This is a genomic window from Algibacter luteus, from assembly GCF_030344935.1.
Taxonomy (GTDB): domain Bacteria; phylum Bacteroidota; class Bacteroidia; order Flavobacteriales; family Flavobacteriaceae; genus Arenitalea; species Arenitalea lutea.
On record NZ_CP128313.1, the window covers coordinates 1,370,015 to 1,391,392 of the forward strand.

The 21,378-nt window shown below is 31.5% G+C and carries 19 protein-coding genes and 1 riboswitch; of the genes, 7 read left to right on the plus strand and 12 right to left on the minus strand.

The annotated features are described in order from the left end of the window. Positions 1-2: 2 nt before the first annotated feature. The gene (gene cls / locus O5O44_RS05760; RefSeq protein ID WP_289196105.1) at positions 3-1,457 is read left to right on the plus strand and encodes a cardiolipin synthase; all 1,455 of its coding nucleotides are present in this window, start codon (positions 3-5) and stop codon (positions 1,455-1,457) included. Between the two features lies 1 nt (position 1,458). Here the strand turns inward: cls and O5O44_RS05765 are convergent, their stop codons facing one another. Continuing rightward, entirely contained in the window at positions 1,459-2,037 is a 579-nt protein-coding gene (locus tag O5O44_RS05765) for a DUF2892 domain-containing protein (RefSeq protein ID WP_289196106.1), read from the minus strand. A gap of 294 nt (positions 2,038-2,331) precedes the next feature. On the opposite strand from O5O44_RS05765, the gene rpmH reads away from it, so the two are divergent. Continuing rightward, entirely contained in the window at positions 2,332-2,493 is a 162-nt protein-coding gene (rpmH, locus tag O5O44_RS05770; RefSeq protein WP_019387117.1) for a 50S ribosomal protein L34, read from the plus strand. A gap of 113 nt (positions 2,494-2,606) precedes the next feature. Beyond that, positions 2,607-5,459, plus strand: a complete 2,853-nt coding sequence (gene carB / locus O5O44_RS05775) for a carbamoyl-phosphate synthase large subunit (RefSeq protein WP_019387118.1) — start codon at positions 2,607-2,609, stop codon at positions 5,457-5,459. Positions 5,460-5,502: 43 nt separating this feature from the next. Here carB and O5O44_RS05780 read toward each other — a convergent pair whose 3' ends face one another. The 6 genes from O5O44_RS05780 to O5O44_RS05805 all read right to left on the minus strand — a co-directional run bounded on the left by O5O44_RS05780 (position 5,503) and on the right by O5O44_RS05805 (position 9,675). Continuing rightward, positions 5,503-6,057 (minus strand): YceI family protein, encoded by a 555-nt coding sequence (locus O5O44_RS05780; protein WP_289196107.1) that lies wholly within the window; start codon positions 6,055-6,057, stop codon positions 5,503-5,505. Positions 6,058-6,117: 60 nt separating this feature from the next. Then, positions 6,118-6,474, minus strand: a complete 357-nt coding sequence (locus O5O44_RS05785) for a c-type cytochrome (protein WP_289196108.1) — start codon at positions 6,472-6,474, stop codon at positions 6,118-6,120. 62 nt (positions 6,475-6,536) lie between these two features. Continuing rightward, complete coding sequence (locus O5O44_RS05790) at positions 6,537-7,385, minus strand: DUF5777 family beta-barrel protein (RefSeq protein WP_289196109.1); 849 nt, start codon at positions 7,383-7,385, stop codon at positions 6,537-6,539. Between the two features lie 57 nt (positions 7,386-7,442). Then, positions 7,443-8,018 (minus strand): T9SS type A sorting domain-containing protein, encoded by a 576-nt coding sequence (locus O5O44_RS05795; RefSeq protein WP_289196110.1) that lies wholly within the window; start codon positions 8,016-8,018, stop codon positions 7,443-7,445. Between the two features lie 12 nt (positions 8,019-8,030). Continuing rightward, positions 8,031-8,411, minus strand: coding sequence for an OB-fold protein (locus O5O44_RS05800; protein ID WP_019387123.1), 381 nt, complete (start codon positions 8,409-8,411; stop codon positions 8,031-8,033). Between the two features lie 190 nt (positions 8,412-8,601). After that, positions 8,602-9,675 (minus strand): hypothetical protein, encoded by a 1,074-nt coding sequence (locus O5O44_RS05805; RefSeq protein ID WP_289196111.1) that lies wholly within the window; start codon positions 9,673-9,675, stop codon positions 8,602-8,604. Positions 9,676-9,896: 221 nt separating this feature from the next. On the opposite strand from O5O44_RS05805, the gene O5O44_RS05810 reads away from it, so the two are divergent. Genes O5O44_RS05810 through O5O44_RS05820 form a run of 3 tightly spaced genes read left to right on the plus strand, consistent with a single transcriptional unit; the run spans position 9,897 to position 13,881 of the window. Further along, positions 9,897-10,421, plus strand: coding sequence for an RNA polymerase sigma factor (locus tag O5O44_RS05810; RefSeq protein WP_289196112.1), 525 nt, complete (start codon positions 9,897-9,899; stop codon positions 10,419-10,421). Between the two features lie 48 nt (positions 10,422-10,469). Further along, positions 10,470-11,375, plus strand: a complete 906-nt coding sequence (locus O5O44_RS05815) for a FecR family protein (RefSeq protein ID WP_289196113.1) — start codon at positions 10,470-10,472, stop codon at positions 11,373-11,375. Next, a complete protein-coding gene (locus tag O5O44_RS05820) occupies positions 11,365-13,881 on the plus strand; it encodes a TonB-dependent receptor (RefSeq protein WP_289196114.1) in 2,517 nt (838 codons plus the stop codon). Before O5O44_RS05815 ends, O5O44_RS05820 begins: the two co-directional genes overlap by 11 nt. Here O5O44_RS05820 and O5O44_RS05825 read toward each other — a convergent pair. The 5 genes from O5O44_RS05825 to O5O44_RS05845 form a co-directional block, all read right to left on the minus strand. Then, positions 13,878-14,414: an acyl-CoA thioesterase gene (locus tag O5O44_RS05825; protein WP_019387128.1), complete on the minus strand. Its 537-nt coding sequence runs from the start codon at positions 14,412-14,414 to the stop codon at positions 13,878-13,880. The genes O5O44_RS05820 and O5O44_RS05825 overlap by 4 nt on opposite strands. Positions 14,415-14,593: 179 nt before the next feature. Next, positions 14,594-15,910: a DNA recombination protein RmuC gene (locus O5O44_RS05830; RefSeq protein WP_289196115.1), complete on the minus strand. Its 1,317-nt coding sequence runs from the start codon at positions 15,908-15,910 to the stop codon at positions 14,594-14,596. Positions 15,911-15,982: 72 nt separating this feature from the next. Beyond that, entirely contained in the window at positions 15,983-16,777 is a 795-nt protein-coding gene (locus tag O5O44_RS05835) for an ABC transporter ATP-binding protein (RefSeq protein ID WP_289196116.1), read from the minus strand. Next, a complete protein-coding gene (locus O5O44_RS05840; protein ID WP_289196117.1) occupies positions 16,777-17,808 on the minus strand; it encodes a FecCD family ABC transporter permease in 1,032 nt (343 codons plus the stop codon). Before O5O44_RS05840 ends, O5O44_RS05835 begins: the two co-directional genes overlap by 1 nt. Further along, entirely contained in the window at positions 17,809-18,987 is a 1,179-nt protein-coding gene (locus tag O5O44_RS05845; RefSeq protein WP_289196118.1) for an ABC transporter substrate-binding protein, read from the minus strand. A gap of 172 nt (positions 18,988-19,159) precedes the next feature. Further along, positions 19,160-19,384: riboswitch (cobalamin riboswitch) on the plus strand. Between the two features lie 68 nt (positions 19,385-19,452). Here O5O44_RS05845 and O5O44_RS05850 point away from each other — a divergent pair. After that, positions 19,453-21,321, plus strand: a complete 1,869-nt coding sequence (locus O5O44_RS05850) for a TonB-dependent receptor plug domain-containing protein (protein ID WP_289196119.1) — start codon at positions 19,453-19,455, stop codon at positions 21,319-21,321. The last annotated feature ends 57 nt before the right edge of the window (positions 21,322-21,378 follow it).

Sequence of the window (21,378 nt, forward strand, 5' to 3'; positions counted from 1 at the left end):
AAATGATTGAATACATAAAGCACAATTACTGGAGTATTCTCTTAACGTTAAACTATATAATAGCAGCTTCGGCTGCTATTACTATTTTGCTCAAAAATATTAACCCTACAAAAACGCTATCCTACATTATAGTATTAATATTTTTTCCGTTTCTAGGGCTAGTAGTTTATTACTTATTTGGACAAGAATATCGAAAAAATAAAATCTTCAACAGAAAAAATGTACTAAATCAGAGCATTATTAAATCGATTCAGGAAGATTTTAAATTTGATGAAAAAGAAATACAGAAAGTAGATAACTATTTAGATGAGAAGGTCAAACTCGTAAATCTGCTGTATAGTAGCGATAACTCACCCTTAACGTTGCATAATGATATAGAAATCTTGAAGGATGGAAATATTAAGTTTCCAAAACTTATTCAAGATCTCAAATCAGCCAAACATCACATTCATTTAGAATATTACATCATTAAGGATGATAAAATAGGAACCGAAATTTTAAACATCTTATGCGAAAAAGCAAAAGAAGGCATTGAAGTACGGTTGACTTATGATGATGTAGGTAGCAACATATCGGCAGGTATGAAGCGAAAACTTACAGATAGTGGTGTAGAACATTATCCTTTTATGCCCGTTTTATTTTCAAGATTTACTGGCAAAATGAATTATCGAAATCATCGGAAAATTGCCATTATTGATGGTGTCATAGCTTATGTTGGCGGCATAAATATTGAAGATGAGTATTTAAATGACGAAAATAAAAATCATTTCTGGAGAGATACACATGTTAGAATTGTAGGCGAAGCTGTAAAATCATTACAAATCTACTTCTTTACCACCTGGGATTTTGTTTCAAACCAAACATTTCATATTGAGAAAGTTTATTTTCCAGACACTGAATGCACGAAGAATGTGGCATTACAGATTGCGGCAAGCGGACCTGATACCGATTGGGCAAATATTATGGAGGCTATGTTTACTGCAATTGCCACAGCCGAAGAGTATATTTACATAACAACTCCTTATTTTGTGCCTAATGATGAAATTATAACAGCGCTAGTAGTTGCTGCTAAAAGCGGTTTAGATGTGAAGCTTATTATTCCAAAAAAGTCTGATTCTAAAATCGTAAAGCACGCCACAAATTCTTATTTAGATAAGTTGTTAGAAGCAGGGGCAAAGGTATACCGTTACAAAAAAGGATTTATTCACGCCAAAACTATGGTTGTTGATGATATTTTTTCAACGGTAGGAACCGCTAATATGGATTATAGAAGTTTTAACATCAATTTTGAAGTGAATGCCTTTATTTATGATAAGGGAACGAGTAAAATATTAAAACAACATTTTATTGACGACCTTCAAGAGTGTGAAGCAGTTGATTTTGAAGATTACCTACAACGCTCCAGATATAAAAAAATAAAAGAATCGGTTTGTAGACTTTGGTCTCCTTTAATATAAATTATCTACCTCTTCTTTTTTGCGATCTCACAGAAGCACCAGCTCCATAATGCTGATTAGGACCAACGGCTTGCTTCATGTTTTGTTTCATCATTTTTATCTGTTCGGTAAGCATGCCTTGTTTATCTAATTTTTGAGCCTCAGCCAAAAGTTTTTGAGCTTCTTGTTTTCTACGTTTAGAAAAAGCAATACCTGCTAAATTCAGTTTAGCCATAGCTAAGTCATGATCCATTGACAATCCTAAAGAAACAGCTTTCTTAAAATATTTTTCGGCTTCATTCATATTATCTTGAGAAACCATAATACCATGTAAGTAATTATAATAACCTTGTTGTTTGGTTACCAACGCAGATTCAGGATTTTTAATTTTGTTTAGCCATTTTTTAGCACCTTCAAAGTCCTGTTTACGTAACCTTAAAAAAGCTAATAATATAAACTCGTTTTTAAAGTATAAGAATACAAAGATTGAAGCTAAAAAAATAAGGGAAATACCATTACCAATATAGCCTTCAGAAAATTGATAAACTGCAAAAGCAATAATTCCTGCAGCAATAATAAGTTTTATGATTTTATTATACATATTTATAAAATTTCAAATAATTAAATGTGTTATCAGTAAAGAATCAAACCACATTGATGTTTTGAGACTGCAAAGAAACTAAATTTTTATCAAAAAATATATAAAGACTTTTAAGATTGTATGCGTTTATCCTAAATAAATAAAGGTCTCACGAAGATTTTTCAAGGATGAAAAATATTTCAAATTTTTTTATAAAAATGATTTGCAAAGTAATAAAGGCTTTGTATATTTGCCCTCGGTTTTAACAAGCCATCTATTTTAAAAATTACAATTCAGTTTTAAAGATATAAGATAATGAGTAAAAGAACATTTCAGCCTTCGAAAAGAAAGAGAAGAAACAAACATGGTTTCAGAGAAAGAATGGCTTCTGCTAACGGTAGAAAGGTATTAGCACGTAGAAGAGCTAAAGGAAGAAAAAAGTTATCTGTGTCAACTGAAGCTAGACATAAGAAATAATGATTAACAATTGTTGATAATATAAAGGTGTTACTTAAGTGTAACGCCTTTTTTTATATCTACGGATTACTATTTTTGTAACAAATTAAAATACAACTTATAACCAAAAGAAAATGCCGAAAAATTCGAAAATTAAATCTATTTTAATTATTGGTTCCGGACCTATCGTTATCGGGCAAGCCTGTGAGTTTGATTATTCAGGATCGCAAGCCCTTAGATCGTTAAGAGAGGATGGAATTGAGACGATTTTAATTAATTCAAACCCAGCAACAATCATGACTGATCCGTCAATGGCAGATCATGTTTACTTACTTCCATTAAACACAAAATCTATTATAAAGATTTTAAAAGAACACCCACAGATTGATGCTGTTCTACCAACAATGGGAGGACAAACCGCTTTAAATTTAGCTATTGAAGCTGATGAAAAAGGGATATGGAAAGATTTTGGTGTTGAGCTTATTGGTGTTGATATTGATGCAATAAATATTACTGAAGATAGGGAGCAATTTAGAGAGCTCATGGAAAAAATTGGTATCCCAATGGCACCTCAAGCTACAGCTTCTTCATTCTTAAAAGGAAAAGAAATTGCTCAAGAGTTTGGTTTTCCATTATGTATACGCTCTTCGTTTACTTTAGGTGGTGCTGGTGCTGCAATTGTTTATGAAGAAAAGGATTTCGATAAGCTTTTACGTCATGGATTAGAAATTTCACCTATCCATGAAGTGATGATAGATAAAGCACTTTTAGGATGGAAAGAGTATGAACTTGAGTTACTTAGAGATGCTAACGATAATGTGGTGATTATCTGTTCAATCGAAAATATGGATCCCATGGGCATTCATACAGGAGATTCTATTACGGTTGCGCCGGCAATGACGTTAAGTGATAGAACATATCAAAAAATGCGTGATATGGCAATCCATATGATGCGAAGTATTGGTGATTTTGCAGGTGGTTGTAATGTGCAATTTGCTGTAAGTCCTGATGATAATGAAGATATTATCGCCATTGAAATTAACCCGCGTGTATCACGTTCATCTGCATTGGCAAGTAAAGCTACTGGATATCCAATTGCAAAGATTGCTACAAAATTGGCTTTAGGTTACCATTTAGATGAATTAAATAATCAAATTACGAAATCTACTTCGGCGTTATTTGAGCCTACTTTAGATTATGTTATTGTAAAAATACCACGTTGGAATTTTGATAAGTTCGAAGGTTCTGATAGAACATTAGGCCTTCAAATGAAGGCTGTAGGTGAGGTTATGGGGATTGGTCGCTCGTTCCAAGAAGCACTGCATAAAGCTACACAATCATTAGAAATTAAGCGTAATGGTTTGGGTGCCGATGGTAAAGAAAATACCAACTACGAACAAATTATAGAAAAGTTAACTCATGCTTCTTGGGATCGTGTATTTATTATTTATGATGCCATTAAAATGGGTATTCCTTTAAGTAGGATTTTTGAAATCACGAAAATCGATATGTGGTTCTTAAAACAATATGAAGAACTATATTTCTTAGAAAAAGAGATTTCTACGTTTAATATCGATACTATTGATAAAGAATTATTATTAGAAGGAAAGCAAAAAGGGTATGGAGACAGACAAATAGCTCACATGTTGGGATGTTTAGAAAGTCAGGTATACAACAAACGTGAAGAATTAGGTATTAATCGTGTATACAAGTTGGTAGATACTTGTGCTGCTGAATTTGAAGCAAAAACACCATATTACTATTCAACATTTGAAAGTGATATGCAAACTGCTGATGGTAAGCGATACTCTGATAATGAAAGTATAGTTACAGATAAAAAGAAAATAATTGTTCTTGGTTCTGGACCAAATAGAATCGGACAAGGAATTGAATTTGATTACTGTTGTGTACATGGTGTGTATGCTGCACAGGAATGTGGTTACGAAACCATCATGATAAACTGTAATCCAGAAACTGTTTCAACAGATTTTGATACAGCGGATAAACTATATTTCGAGCCTGTTTTTTGGGAACATATTTACGACATCATTAAGCATGAAAAACCTGAAGGTGTAATTGTTCAATTAGGTGGGCAAACAGCACTTAAACTTGCTGAGAAACTTGATAGATATGGTGTGAAAATTATTGGAACTAGCTTTAAATCGTTAGATTTAGCTGAGGATAGAGGTTTATTTTCGAATCTGTTAAAAGAAAATAATATTCCTTATCCACAATTTGATATTGCAACAACAGCAGATGAAGCGTCAGCGATTGCCGATGTTTTAGATTTCCCAATATTAGTGCGTCCGTCTTATGTACTTGGAGGACAAGGCATGAAAATTGTAATTAACAAGCAAGAACTTGAAAAGCATGTAGTTGAATTGTTAAGCGCAATGCCAGGGAATCAATTACTTCTAGATCATTATTTAGAAGGTGCTATTGAAGCTGAAGCCGATGCAATTTGTGATGGTGAAGATGTTTACATTATTGGAATAATGGAGCATATTGAACCTTGTGGTGTTCACTCTGGAGATAGTAATTCTACATTACCACCTTTTAATTTGGGTGAGTTTGTGATGCAACAAATTAAAGATCACACGAAAAAAATTGCTTTAGCCTTAAATACTGTTGGATTGATTAATATTCAATTTGCAATAAAAGATGATGTGGTTTACATAATTGAAGCCAACCCAAGAGCTTCTAGAACAGTACCATTTATTGCTAAAGCTTATGGTGAGCCTTATGTAAACTATGCAACCAAAATAATGCTTGGTGAGAAAAAAGTAAAAGACTTTAAGTTTAATCCACAACTTGAAGGTTACGCTATTAAGCAACCAGTATTCTCTTTTAATAAATTCCCTAATGTTGATAAAACCTTAGGCCCTGAAATGAAAAGTACAGGAGAGAGTATTTTGTTTATAGATAGTTTGAAAGACGATGAGTTTTACGAATTATACTCGAGAAGAAAAATGTATTTGAGTAAATAGTAAACATATATTGAATAAAAAAAGCCGCTTTAAGCGGCTTTTTTTATTTCTTTTTTAAATCAAACTGAAAAGACACTTCAATATCTTCAGCAATTTTGTTACTAACTATCTTTGGAATTTTAATATCAAAATCTGAAGCTAAAGTATTAAAATTTCCTGTAATGGAAATTTCATTTTCTCCCTTGGAAATATTAAACACAATATCTTTGAGTTGCTTTGTTTTACCATGAAAAGTTAACTCACCATTAGCTTTAAAAGACGTGTTTGTTGTGATATTCCCTAAATTAAAATCAGTAATTTTACCCTTAAAAGTCGCTTTAGGAAATTGGTCTGACTCTGCATAATTTTCATTAAAATGTTCCTCCATTAAGGCATTTTTAAAGCGAAAGCCTTTTATAAGAACAAGTGCAGCAAATTCACCAGAATCTGTATTTATAATGGCTGTTACCGAATTGTTTGATGCTTTTACTTCTTCAAAAGAGGGGACTGAGGCTTCAAAAGATACCTCACCGGTTTTAGTAATGTACTTGGTTTGAGAAAAACCAATACAACTAATAAAGCATATGACTAAAGTCAAAAAATATTTCTTTCGTATCATATTTCTTTTAATTTGATAATCACTAAACACATGCAAAAACTAAACCATAGTTTATAACTACTAGTTTTCTAGAAGGCCATCGTCTTTCCATTGCTGAATCATATCTCTTAAGCTTGAACTTATTTGTCCTGATGGTGGCATTGGGTTAGTAGAATTATTTACACGTGCAATGATGCGGTCAACTCTATTTTTTACGTCATCGTAAGTAGTTAACGAAAAAGGCGCTCCATTAGAGGGTGTACTTCCATGGCATTGGTTACAATTGTTATTAATTATGCTTGCTATATTTGCACTATAAGTAATTGTTGTTGGATCTGGATTCATTTCTTGTTCCTTGACATCATCATTACTATCACTAGAACAATTGAATAGCAACATCGATATTGCTAGAACGAAAATTAAATTTTTAGTTTTCATAGTTTTTATTTTTAAGTTATTTGTTGAATTCTATTTTTATAATAATTAATTCTAAAAAAAATTTAGAAAGTTCTACTCAAGTTAAATCCGAAATAAATATCACCATCACTCCAATCACCGGATCCTTGTCCTAAAAAGCCATTGGTATTCATGGCTTGAGCATTAGAAAAGTGCATTTGGAATACATGCCCACCCGTTTCTAAATCGAATCCTATAGATAACGGATTTTTAAAAGGCGAGTTATCTGCTCTGTTAAGATGCAAACCATAATCGGCATTTACAGACCATCTTTTTCCTAATTTGTATCTACCACCAATTCCTAAAGCTATTTGTGAATTTGCCTGCGCATCAAAAACAACATAATTGTCATGAAAAAAAGTTGGCGCCAATTGTAAGGTTAAATCAGTATTCACTTTTCTTGAAATTAATAGTTGTGCCGTATAGCCTAAACGGTGTTTAAATTCTAAAAGGGGCAAATTATCTTTATCTAAAGCCGTGTTAATTAATAAAGCGTTAAATCCGACTATAGTAAAAGGAAACCCATTTTCTTTTTGTTGAATTAATCTATACTTTGCCGTAACATCATAGATTTTAAGAAATGAACTTCTAGAAACCCCTATATTTATAGCTTCCGTTAACCCGTAAACAAAATGTATCCGTGTTACTGCCTCATCAAGACCAAAAAAACTATCAAATCCGCCTTCAACACTGCCAAATCTATGAGATACAATAAAATTTAATTCTCCTTCAGCTACTAGTTTAGTAGATTCAAAATTCACAATTTTTAATCCTTTAAAGGCAGCAGTTGCATATTGGTCAACGAGCGTATCAGAATCTATTTCATCTAATAAATCGTTTTGAGAAATTACTATTATCGGAATAAGTAAAAATGCTAATAATTGATATTTCATTTGGCTGGTATTTATTATAGAGAATTTATTTTTTGTAATTGTTCAAAAATTTTAAGTCTATATTTTAATGAATCGTTTAGTTTTAGTTTTTCCTTCAGATGATATTTTTACAAGATAAATACCATTACTTAATTTAGAAATATTTATTTGTTTCTCTAATATACTATTAAAATACACTTCTTTACCTAATAGATTATAAATTTTAACTTCGTCTATCTTAACATTTAAAGGCATTTTTAAGTTGATAACAGTTTTTACTGGATTAGGAGAAATGGAAAAGCTATTTTTAAAAAAATCATTAACGCTTAGCGTGTTTTGAACTGTAATTGTTCCAGCCATTGAAAATGGATGAAAACTACATTCGTATGGATTACTGCCAACAATGTTGAAAACTCTTGAATATGTTAAGCCATTACCAGTAATGGACCCACTATTAAAAGATTCTGCGCTTCCAGGTAAACTTGTAACAGTATGGGGTGCATTATCTGTCCAATTCCAAATAACGGTATCACCAACTTCAATAGTTAAATCTACATTTGTGCCAATTCCAATTTGCCAATTTAAATTATGAGTTGTTTGAGCGCTTAGGGATGTAATTCCTAAAAAAAATAATGTTAGTAGTTTGATTTTCATAGTAATAGTTTCTTAATTAATGCCAACTGTACATTGGTCTAGTTTGATTTGTTCTAATAAATCATCATAGCCTATAAAACGTCCTTTTATTTTGACTTGGGAATTCATCGAAAGTGATTTTTGTAAATGCTCTGAAAATTGACAAAAAATGATATTGTTTAAGGTAAGATTGGTGGCGTTTATATCTGTAATTGAGCCAGTTATTTCAATAGTTTTATTAAGATATTTGGTTTCTGATTCAATCGGATTTATTGAAAACTCATTAATTAGCGTGCTTGATTTAAGTTCAAAACTAGCTTCTTCGTTTTCTATATCTCTATGATTCTGATAAACATATTTATACAAACAAAAAGCTGTAATTATAAGCACAATAATAAGTAGTAACTTTTTCATAGTATTATTTCAAAGTATTTTAAAACTGCTTCGGTAATCAAATACCGAAGCAGTTGCTAGCTAACCAATTATTTCCTAGATTGTATGGGAAAATAATCCGATCAAGAAACTTTTCTTTTTCATAAAAGTATTTCTACTAGCTTAATTTTTTTTAGAGGTAACAATGTTTGTACATTGTTATCCACTATTATTAGTTGCAAATGTTCTCATATCTTAACCTACTATAACTTCCTACTCTTAAATCAATTTTTGTTTCAGAATATTCAGAAATTTCGTGTAATATCCAATCATTATTACAATACGGTAAATCAGGTATATCAATAGTTACTGTTATATTATTGCCAGCTCCACTTGCTGTCCATGTACCATATGCAGAACCTCCAGAGTAATATGCGCTTACAGTTCCATCTTTTTGAAAGTTAAAGTTGTAACCGTCATACACATCATCATAGTCATTACCGTAACGTTTTAATTTATCTACTGTCCAATCCGAGCAATTCGTTAAAATATCAATCAGCTGGTGGGGATCGCAATCATTACAATCATCATCATTAAAATCATAATCATCGTCTTCATCGCAGGAATCTTTGTAAGCTTCAATAGTGGTTTCTAATTGATTTAAATTATTAATTATCAACTCGGTGTCATCATAAATCGTCAATGTTAATGGAAATCTTAGAGATACAAAATCAAAGTTGTCAAGGTTCTGAATGAGGTTAAATATTTCGCTATCGTTAGTGATTTGTAGTGTGTATATAATTTCATCATTAGAATTGAAAATAAAAGCTGAAATTGGGTAGTTAAAATCCAAACATTCAATATCCTCATCATATTCATTTTCACCATTACAGTTACTGGAATAGCTCAATAATTCGGTATTATTATTTATAACAACTTCTGTAAAATCTTTAAGAATTATTTGTATAGGATAGGTAATGCTGATAGTATCCACGTCGTCATCAGAGTCATCAAATATATACTCAATCTTTTTGTAATCGTTTTCATAATTAATAGTAATTTCTTGCCCGTTCACATTTACTTCTACTGGTAATTTGATAATAAAACAGTTGGCATAATCAATTATGTTATCAATTGATCCATCATTGATTGAAACGTTTTTCATTAATCTAGTGACCGTAGAACTCGCAACTAAAACATCTTCAGGAGGAGATTCTATGAGTTCTGATTCTTCAGTTCTACATGACGCAAATGCCAGTGAGACAAAAAATAAAACTAGTACCGATTTATAAAATGATTTTCTCATGATTACTAAACCCGCAATTAAGGCCTTTATTAATAAAACAACTTAAACTTAAAAACTCCTGAAACTTTTTTTGATTTTATTTGAAGTATATGTAAAATTTATAATAGGGTAGTTTGTTATAAGTTACTCAACTATCTTTTAATTAAAACTTCGATACATAATATAACTCTTTAAATTCGTACAAATTTTTTATCTAACTTTAGAGAATAAAATGAGCCACCTTGCCGAAAGAACTTAACGATAATATTTGTGAAGATGCTATTTTTGAACGTATTTATAAAAAGTACGCGAAAGATTTGTACAACTTTTTGTATTACAAATATGGGGAACAAAATAATCCCTCTGATAAAACCCAAGAAGCCTTTATTAAACTATGGCGTAATTGCAAAAAAGTACCGTTAAATAAAGCCAAAGCGTTTTTATTTACTGTGGCTAATAATATGACGTTAAATGCTATTAAACATCAAAAAGTGGTATTAAAATATCAATTAGAAAAGCCTAAACAATATACAAATGAGTCCCCAGAGTTTATTCTAGAGCAAGAGGAGTTTTTACAACAATATCAAAAAGTATTAGAGAAATTAAGTGAAGAACAACGTGTAGCTTTCTTATTGAATAAAGCTGAAGGGAAAAAACACAGTGAGATTGCAGAGCTTTTAGGGGTTACACAAAAAGTAGTTGAATATAGAATTTACAGTGCTTTTAATATTTTGAAAAAAGAATTGAAAGGATTTAAAATAAAATAATCAGGAGTTTCTAAGTTTTAGTTGTTATATATTAAAGTTAAGCTTACAATGGATAAAGAATATTTAATAAAAAAATGGTTGAATGAAGATCTTACAGATTCTGAAAAACAAGCATTTAATGAATTAGATGACGCTACTGTAAACCAATATGTTATTGATAGTGCTAAATATTTTAAATCAGATCCTTCTCAAAAAATAGCTGATTTTGATAACCTAAAAGCTCAATATAAAGCATCAAAAAAAACAACCAAAAAGTTAACTTGGTTTAATCCATTTATAAAAATAGCAAGTATTGTATTTGTATTATTAGCGTTGTACCTTACCTTTATTTACAATAACAATATAGTTGTGAAAACTTTAGCAAGCCAAAAAACGACAATACAACTTCCTGATAGTTCGCAAGTTGAATTGAATGCGCTTTCTTCAATAGAGTATAATGATAGAAATTGGGAAAATAAAAGGACTTTAATATTAAATGGTGAAGCCTATTTTAAAGTCGCCAAAGGAAACTCGTTTCAGGTAAAAACAACCACTGGTTTAGTTACCGTTGTAGGTACAAAATTTAATGTAAAACAACGTAAAAATTATTTTGAAGTTAAATGTTTTGAAGGCGAAGTAAATGTTGTTTCAGATACTATTGTTAGACAATTATCGGCTGGTGATGTCTATCTGATTCTAGATGGTAAGTTTTCCAAAGCAAAGACTTTAGCAGGTTCGCCAAAATGGACTCAAAACATAAGTGAATTTAATGCTATTCCTATTGGTGAAGTTATAGCGGAACTAGAAAGACAATATAAAATTGAGGTAGTCTCGAAAAATATAGATGTAACAAGATTGTTTACTGGAATTTTTCCACATGATAATCTTGAAAATGCCCTTATTGCAATTACACAACCCATGAATATGACCTATGAAATTAATACTTCAAATCTGGTAGTAATACATGGTAATTAGAAAAAAAAAAATAATCATTTTTTTTAGTTTATTATTTTTTGTTCTTTTTAGTTGTTATGCTCAAAAAACTAAAAAGCAAGAGTCACTTTCTCTTGTTATAGATGTATTACAAGAACGTTTTGATGTTCAGTTTAATTATGCTGAAGATACTATTGAGGACTTTGTTATAATGCCTCCATTGGAGAGTTTGTCATTAAATGAAGTGCTAACTTATTTAGAAACTAAAACGGGCTTATCGTTTTCAATTATGAACGATCGTATCGTATTAGTAAAACCCAAAAAGAATAGCACATTTTGTGGTTATATAAAAGATAAAAGTAGTTTGCAACCGTTAGTAGCAGCAACTATTCAGTCAACAAATCATTCAACAATAACCGACGACAATGGTTTTTTTCAAATAGAAATTGAAAATATAAACACACCTATAACCATTCGGTTTTTAGGTTATAAAACCATAACAAAACCATTACATGAATTTAGTATATTGAAATGTGATGATATTTATTTATCCTCAAATATTCAATCTTTAGCCGAGGTTGTTATTTCAAACTATATTACTAGTGGGATTAATAAGTTAAGTGATGGTTCTTACGAAATAGATTTTTCTAATTTTGATATTTTACCCGGATTAATAGATGATGATGTTTTGCAGTCTGTACAAGCTTTTCCAGGTATACAAAGTATAAATGAAACGGTTTCTAATATTAATATTCGAGGAGGAACTCACGACCAAAATTTAATGCTTTGGGATGGAATAAAAATGTATCAATCCGGTCATTTTTTTGGTCTCATTTCTATGTATAATCCACATATTACGCAAACTGTTTTTTTAAGAAAAAATGGTAGTGATGTAAGCTATACCGATGGTGTTTCTGGTACCATAGCAATGCAAACCGAAAAGGCTATAAATAAAGAGTTTAATGGTTTAGCTGAAGTTAATTTAACTAATATAAATGGTTTCGTGGATGTGCCAATTAACGAATCGTCTTCAATTCAGATTGCTGCCAGAAAATCTATTAGTGATTTCGTTGAAACACCCACCTATACTGCTTTTTTTGACCGGATTTCGCAAAATACCGAGGTCTCTAGTAATGCTTCAACAATTACCAATAGCAATGAAACGTTCGACTTTTACGATACGTCTTTAAGATGGGTTTATAAAATTAGTGATACCGATGAGGTTCGACTTAATTTTATTAATGTTCATAACCAACTTCAATTTAATGAGAATGCTACAATTAATAATCAATTTGTATCTCGAGAAAGTCAATTATCACAAAATAGTATTGCAGGAGCGTTACACTATATTAGGGACTGGAATCAGGATTTTAATACAGAGCTGGAAATTTATGAAACCGATTATAAACTGAAAGCGGTAAATGTAAATGTTTTAGAATCTCAGCGTTATCTTCAAGAGAATATAGTCTCGGAAACTAGTATTAAACTTAAATCGAATTATAAATTAAACAATACGTTTAAGTTTTTAACTGGCTATCATTTTGTAGAAACGGAAGTTACAAATTTGGATGATGTTGACATCCCGAGATTTAAAAATTTGGTTTCTGAAGTTTTAAGAACTCATGGCATTTTTTCTCAGATAGATTATAAATCGTTAAACAGAAGAACCAGTTTAAATGTTGGATTGAGGTACAATTATATTAATAAATTCAAAAAATCTATTTGGGAACCAAGATTGAATTTTAGTCACCAATTTCTTGACCATTTTTCATTAGAAGTTCTAGGTGAATATAAGCATCAAAATACATCACAAGTTATAAATTTTCAGAATGATTTTTTAGGCATAGAAAAACGGAGGTGGCAATTATCAAATAATCAAAACATCCCTGTTATTACAAGTAAACAAATTTCAGCAGGAATAAATTATAACAATAATGGTTGGTTGGTTGATATTGATTGGTTTTATAAAGTTGTGAAAGGCGTTACAACTCAAAGTCAGGGGTTTCAAAATCAATATGAATTTGTAAAAAGTAAAGGAAAGTATGATGTAAAAGGCGTTGACGTTTTAATAAGTAAACAACTCAAAAAATTTAATACCTGGCTAAGTTATTCTTTAATGAATAATCGCTATTTTTTTAATGAATTAGAAGCTGATTATTTTCCTAGTAATTTTGATGTAACACAAACTTTTACTGTAGGAACAGCTTATAAATTGAATAATTTAAAACTTTCAGCAGGTTTAAATTGGCATTCAGGTAAACCAACTACCTTGCCAATATTAGGAAATGAAATTATAAATAATGAAGTGAATTTTGGGGCAACAAATGCATCCAATTTAGAAGACTACATGCGAATAGATTTTTCAGCAATTTATGATTTTAATTTAGGACCTCATACAAAAGCCAATATTGGTGTTTCAATATGGAATGTTTTAGATAATGACAATCAGATTAATAAATTTTATCGCCTGAATAACGAACTAATTGTTGAAACCACACAGAATTCTTTAGGATTTACTCCAAATGCCGTTTTTAGAGTTTATTTCTAAAGCTCAAGTTTAACATTGTGCAGTTTTATAGCCTCTAAATGCTCTTCCATCTTAAATTCTGAAGACTTAAATCTTGATGATCTGGTTTTAGCTTGTTCTTGTCTGGCTATGCTTCTGGCAAAACGTCTTACGCTTTGTTTGTCATCTAAAATTAAACCAGGAACCTTAACATTTTTACCATTTTCATCTTTAGCAACCATTGTGAAGTATGACGAATTACAATGTTTCACTTTACCTGTTTGAATGTTTTGAGACTCTACACGAAGCCCAATCACCATTGAAGTTCTTCCGGTATAATTTACCGATGCTTTGAGGGTGACCAATTCACCAACTTCAATAGGGTTTAAAAAATCTACACGATTAACAGATGCGGTAACACAATAGTTTCTGGAGTGTTTTGAAGCGCACGCAAATGCTATTTGATCCATTAAATTTAAAATATGTCCACCATGAATTTTACCACTAAAATTAGAATGGGCGGGTAGCATAAGTTCTGTTATTGATACTTGAGAATCTTTGGCGTGTTTAAACATGAGTGATGGTTTTGGTTTATTATAAAGCTAAAATAATAATATATTGATTGCGCTTTTAAGTAGGCCATTATTTTTAAGAAGTTATGAATTATTTCACTTTAAAAAATAATTTCAATAACTATTTATCGATCATTCGTGATAATCAATAATTGCTCTGAGTTAAGAACAAATAAAAGAGGCTACTCTTCTTCAGCTCGTTTTATAATGGCTTCGGGTAGAGATTTTTTGGCTTTTGCGCCCATTTTTTTTAGTTTTTCAACACTTGTGATCAGATTTCCTCGTCCTTCAACTAATTTGTTCATAGCTGCGGAATAATCACTTTTAGCGGCATCAATTTTTTTGCCAACCCCAGTTAAATCGGATACTAAGCCTTCAAATTTATCGTAAAGGGCTCCAGCTTGTCGCGCAATTTCTATGGCATTCTGTTGTTGCTTTTCATTGTTCCACATACTATCAATGGTGCGCAAGGTAGCAAGTAGTGTTGATGGTGTTACAATTACAATATTTTTTTCAAAAGCCTTATTATAGATAGAATTGTCTTCATTTACAACCACAGCAAAAGCAGGTTCTATAGGGATAAACATGAGCACAAAATCTGGCGATTCTATATCATATAAATCTTGATAATTTTTTTCAGAAAGCTGGTCAACATGTTTTCTAATTGAATTAACATGTGCTTTTAAAAAGCGGTCTTTTTCTTCATCATCGGCATTAACCAATCGTTCGTAATCGGTTAAAGATACTTTACTGTCAATAATCATTTTCTTTCCGTCGGGAAGATGAAGGACAACATCTGGTAATACGCGCGAACCGTTTTCTAGTGTAAAACTTTGTTGCACAAAATACTCTCTATCTTTTTCTAAACCAGATTTTTCCAGAACACGTTCTAATACCAATTCACCCCAGTTACCCTGCATTTTACTATCACCTTTTAGGGCTCGAGTTAAATTGGTGGCTTCCTTAGTCATTTGTTGGTTAAGGTCTTTTAAACCCAGTAATTGCTCTTTTAAAGCCGAATGCATACTAATGCTTTCCTTTTGGGTTAAATCTACTTTTTCTTCAAATGTTTTTATTTTTTCTTGAAGCGGATTTAATATGTTTTTGATGTTTTCTTTATTCTGAAGCGTGAATTTTTCAGACTTTTCTTCTAATATCTTGGTAGCTAATAATTCAAAATCTTTACGAAGTTGCTCTTGACGTTCTTCAAGTTCTTTATCTCGTTTTAGGTTTAATTCTTGAAGGTTTTCGTATTCCGAATTTTTTCTCGCTAATTCGGTATTTAAAAAATCTTTTTCTCTTCTAATCTCTTCACGTTCAGATTCAATTTTACTCAAATTTCGCTTTAATTCTTCAATAGTTAATTGCATTTGATTTTGACGTTCTTCGAGCGTGGACTGTTCACTTTTACTTTTCAATTTTGTAAAAAGCATGCCTAAATATCCACCAATGGAAGCAGAAATTATAATAGATAGAATAAGAATAAGATTGTCGTTCATTTAAAAAGAGTAATAAACTCAAAGATAATTTTTTTAGCCTTAAAAGTTTTGAAATTGTATTACTTTTTGAATTTATTTCTTCACCCTAAAACTGCCCGTTTTCTCATCAAAAGCAATTAAGTCTTTAGGAAACAGCGTTTCAAAAGTACCTTTTTTTATTAAGTTACAAGGTGCATCTGAAACGACTCCCGTTTTTGTCATCACAACCAATTGATCACACAGTTGAATAGCCAAATCGATTTCGTGCGAAGAAAAAAGTATGGTTTTATTGGTTTCTATGGCTAACCTCTGAAGTAGTTTTAAAATATAGGCTTTATGATACATATCTAAATGCGTTGTAGGTTCATCTAGAATAATTAAATCGGTATCCTGTGCTAAAGCCCTTGTAATCATGACTTTTTGAAGTTGACCATCACTTAATTCAAAACATTTTTTGTGTTTTAATCCTGTGATATTAGTTTGGTTCAAGGCTTTATTAATAATCTCTAAATCGCGTTTGGATAGGCTCCCAATCCAGTTTGTATAGGGTTGTCTGCCTAAAGCTACGAGCTCTAAAACCGACATGTTTTTTGAAGCTACAGGTTCGGTTAAAACCAAACTTAAAACTTTAGCTAAATCAATAGCAGCGTATTTTAGTAAGTTGGTGTTGTTGATGTAAACTTCTCCACTTAGTGGGTTTTGTACATTGGTGAGCGTTCGTAATAGGGTAGATTTACCAATTCCATTTGCACCAATTAGTCCAACGAGAGTACCTTTTTTTAATTCAATATTAATGTTCGAAGCCACTAATGTTTTAGACTTCTTGGAAGTATAACCAATAGATAAATCTTTAGTTTTTAAAATGATATGTTTGTTGGTGTCTGTCATTAAAATATCATTTTTCGTTTTCTAACTAAAAGCCAAATAACCACAGGCGCACCTACTAGAGACGTAATTGCATTTATAGGTAATGTATAATCGCTGTGCGGTAATTGCGCAATTATATCGCAAATAAGCATCACAATGGCCCCAAATAAAAAAACTGCTGGCAGTAATATTTTATGATTTGAGGTATTAAAAACTTGTCTTGTTAAATGCGGAATTGCCAGACCAATAAATGCAATTGGGCCAGTAAAAGCTGTAATGGTTCCCGCGAGTAAACTCGTTGCAATTATGATTAAGAACCTACTTTGTTTTAAATTCAAACCTAAGCTTTTGGCGTAATTTTCTCCTAATAGAAAGGTGTTTAATGATTTAATTGAAGCAATGCCGAGAATAAGACCGATGCTATAAATTGAAAGTAAAATAATTAAATCATCCCAGGTTAAATTGCCTAAACTTCCAAAACCCCAGAAGATATATTGCTGTAATTGTTCCGCAGACCCGAAAAAGGAAAGCACACTAACAATTGCTGCGGTAATACTGGCAAACATAAGTCCTATGATTAATATGGCCATGGTATCTTGTACTTTTAAAGAAACCAATAGTACTGCAATCAATACCAAAAAACTACCTATACTCGCTGCTAAAACTATGCCCCATTTTGAAATCATTATTACTGCCAATACACCTCCAAAAATATTTGATCCTAGAATAACAAGTGCAACACCCAAACTGGCACCAGAGCTTATACCTAAAACAAATGGTCCTGCTAAAGGGTTTCTAAAAAGTGTTTGCATAAGTAATCCTGAAATACCTAATCCGGAGCCCACTATAATTGCAGTTAAGGCTTTTGGTAATCTATAATTTTGAATAATGAGTTGCCAAGTTTCTTGATCCGTGGCGTTACCAATAAGACTATTAACTATCGCTTTTAACGGAATAGAAACCGACCCTAAACTAATATTCACAAAAAAACACACAATTAATAAAACTATTAATATGATGAAAGACACCTGATATGTTTTTTTATCCAACAATTATTCTAATGGTTTAAAGAAGAAGGGTTTGTAATCTTGAAGTAAGTTGGGGTGACAAATTTTAATTAGATCTTTTAATACTAAATCTGGTCTTGCCATTCCTAATTCGTAATATAAAACACCGCCAGTTATCCCAGTGGTATTAGTAAATGAATACACATTTTTATTTTTGAATGCATCAAACATCGCATGGTTTTCGTTACCATTTTTTAAAGCGTCTAAACTTGAATAATTTGACGGGTTCAACCAAATATTAGCATCTCGGGCTTTAACAAAAACTGATTCAAAATTAAGCTGCAAACTTCCTTTTCCTTCGGAATCGTTCCAAAGATAATTCACGTTAGCATCAATTAAAAGTTGTGCCTCCGTACTATTTCCGTTTGGCAAGTACCAAATGTCGTTATGCATGGCACCACTTAATACGCTTGGTTTAGTTGTTGCATTAAGTGCCAATTGTTTAGTAGCTAAGTAATCTTTTTCAATATGATTAAAAATAGAATCTGCCTTTTTTTCTTTATTGTAAAGGACACCAAAAAATTTAATCCATTCAGCCTTTGCAAGCGGTGAATGCTCAACCCAATCGCCATTAAATATTACAGGAACACCAGATTTTTTAATAATTTCAAGAGAGCGGTTTCCGCCATCAATACCAAAACCAACAACAAGATCTGGGTTTAATTCTAACAATACTTCGGTATTTATGCCTTCATTTTTCCCAAGCTCTCCTACTTTGTTATTGTCTATTCGGTTTCTAATGGATTCTGATGAAATGTAATGTGTTCCCGGAAAACCAACTAAAGTTTCTTCTTCCTCGAGTAATTCTAACGCAGGAAGGTGTGTGGTTGAAGTGACTACTATTTTTTCAATTGGGGTAATTATAATGCCATCAAATTCATCTTTTAAAAAGCTAGTTTTGGCAGCATTTGCTTTAGAAATCACCATATATTTATAACTTTTCTCAGCATTAGGCCATGGTTGGTTTATTTCAATAATAGTGTAATTGGTTGTTTTAGTTATCGAAAATCCTTCGGCATATTTTAATTCTGATTTTTGATTTTCTTCTGAATTTAATACTTCAGTTTTAACCTTTTTATTACAGGCAAGCAGACTACAAATTAGAAATAAATAAAGAAAAGTTTTGGTCATAGTTGTAATATGATAATTGTCAGATTTAAACATGATTTGGTTACTTATTTTTGACAAAAATAAAATCATGCGAGACGGTTCAAATTTAACAATATATATAGTAGCTGGAGTTATAATAGCTCATTTTCTTATTGGTTTTATTTATCTTATTTACAAACTAAATAAGAAAAAGTAGTTTTTTATAGATTTTAATCTTTAAAAAAGTACATTTACACCGAAATTTGGTTCGACTATTTTTTATGTCGATTAAAAGGGAATCAAGTGCGAAGATTTACATACATAGTAGCGATACTTTGTCTTCAATTCTTGAACTGTTCCCGCAACTGTAAGCTATAAAGCTTCATGTTATACTTCAATGTCACTGTCATTTTGATGGGAAGACCAACATGAAGACGCAAGTCAGGAGACCTGCCATTTTCAAAACAAATAAGTTAAACTTTCGGGATAAAAGTTTGAGTACGGTTAACACCTTACCATTCCGAGTAATTAGTCATTTAAATGAAAAAAACTAATGTGTTAGGACTCCTATTATTAGGATTCGCATGGGCTGGTTTTGCGCAAGAGCAAACCAATTTAAGCCAAATTGAGCAACTTGATGAAGTTGTAATTTCAGATTCACGATTTAAATTGAAACGTGAAAATTCAGGTAAAACGGTAATTAAGATTTCAAAGCAAGAGCTTGAAAACAATCAAGGCAGAACTGTTGCCGAATTAATTAACACCAAAAGTGGTATAGAAATTAATGGAAGTAGAAGTGTAGAAGGTCAAAATCTTGGAAGCTTTGTTAGAGGTGGAAACAACAGACAGGTATTGGTTTTGATTGATGGTGTTCAGGTAAACGACCCGTCGTTAGTCTCGAATGATTTCGATCTACGTTTATTAGATGTAAATACTATTGAATCGATTGAAATTATAAAAGGTGCAGCAAGTACACTTTATGGGAACGCAGCTGCAACGGCTGTTTTAAATATTACGACTAAAAAATCATCTACAGATAAGATTGCAGGAAGTTTTTTAACTGTGGTTGGAACCAATCAATCTCAAGATGATTTGAATTATAACGGTGCCAATTTCACAAATAATGTATCGATAAATGGGACGCTGAATAAATTGAGTTATTTAGCTAGTTTTGGAAATAGATATGTTGATGGATTATCGGCAGCAAAATCTGAAACTCCAGAGAACGATCCATTTTCACGATATAACACCAATTTAAAATTGGGTTATGAATTCTCCGATAAGTTTGAATTAACGGCTTTTGCAAGTTATGATAAATTTAAAACCGATATTGACGGGTTTCCACCACCGTTTTACACTTTTTCTGATACCAAAGATACCTATACATCTCAGCAAAAACGTGTGAGTCTATCACCAAAATTGAGCTATAAAAATGGTAGTTTTCAAGTTAATGCGGCTTTAAGTAAAATTGATAGAGAAACTATTTCAGATTTTAGTACAATAAACGAAGCTAAGAGTTTTGTTGTTGATGCGTTTAACAAATATGTGTTTAACGAATCGTTTTACACCATTATTGGTTTAAATTATGGAGATTATGAGAGTTTGTTCGTTGAAGATGAAAGTTTTACAAACACAGACCCTTATGTAAATGTGGTTTATGTTTCTGATTCTGGGTTAAATTTGAATATTGGAGGTCGTTTAAACAACCATAGCGAATACGGATCGCACTTTGTATACAGTTTAAATCCGTCTTTTAATATTCCCGTAGATAAGGGTTACGCGAAGGTGTTCGGATCATATGCAACTTCGTTTATCGCGCCAAATTTATCTCAGTTATTTGGCTTCTTTGGAGCCAATCCTGATTTGCAACCGGAAGAGAATATTACCATTGAAGGTGGTTTAGAATTTAACACGAAAAACGGATTTCGAGTTAACGGTGTATATTTTAACAGAAACGAAAAACATACGATTATTTATACCACAGCTTATGAAAATGCAACTACCGATGCCACGGTGCATGGTTTAGAAGTGGAAGCTGAGATTGATTTGATTGAGAATTTATCTGTTTCTACAAATTACACCTTCACAGAAGTAAAAGATGGTGTACGATTAAGAATACCTAAACATAAAGCGAACGCAAGTTTAGGATATAATTTTTCTGAAAAATCTTTCGCGTCATTAAATTATCAATTTGTAGGGAGTAGGACCGATCTTAACTTTTCAACTTTCGTAAATGAAGATTTGAGTTCGTATTCGTTAGTCGATTTATACTATAGTCATAAATTGATTCATAATAAATTGAAGTTATTTGCGACTGTAACTAACCTGTTAAATGAAGATTATTTTGAAATATTGGGTTATACAACCAAAGGAAGAAATGTGAGTTTAGGTTTGAATTTGAACCTTTAAATTTATTTTAAATCATAAAAAAGACCTGAAGTGTTTATAGAAAGATCTTCAGGTTTT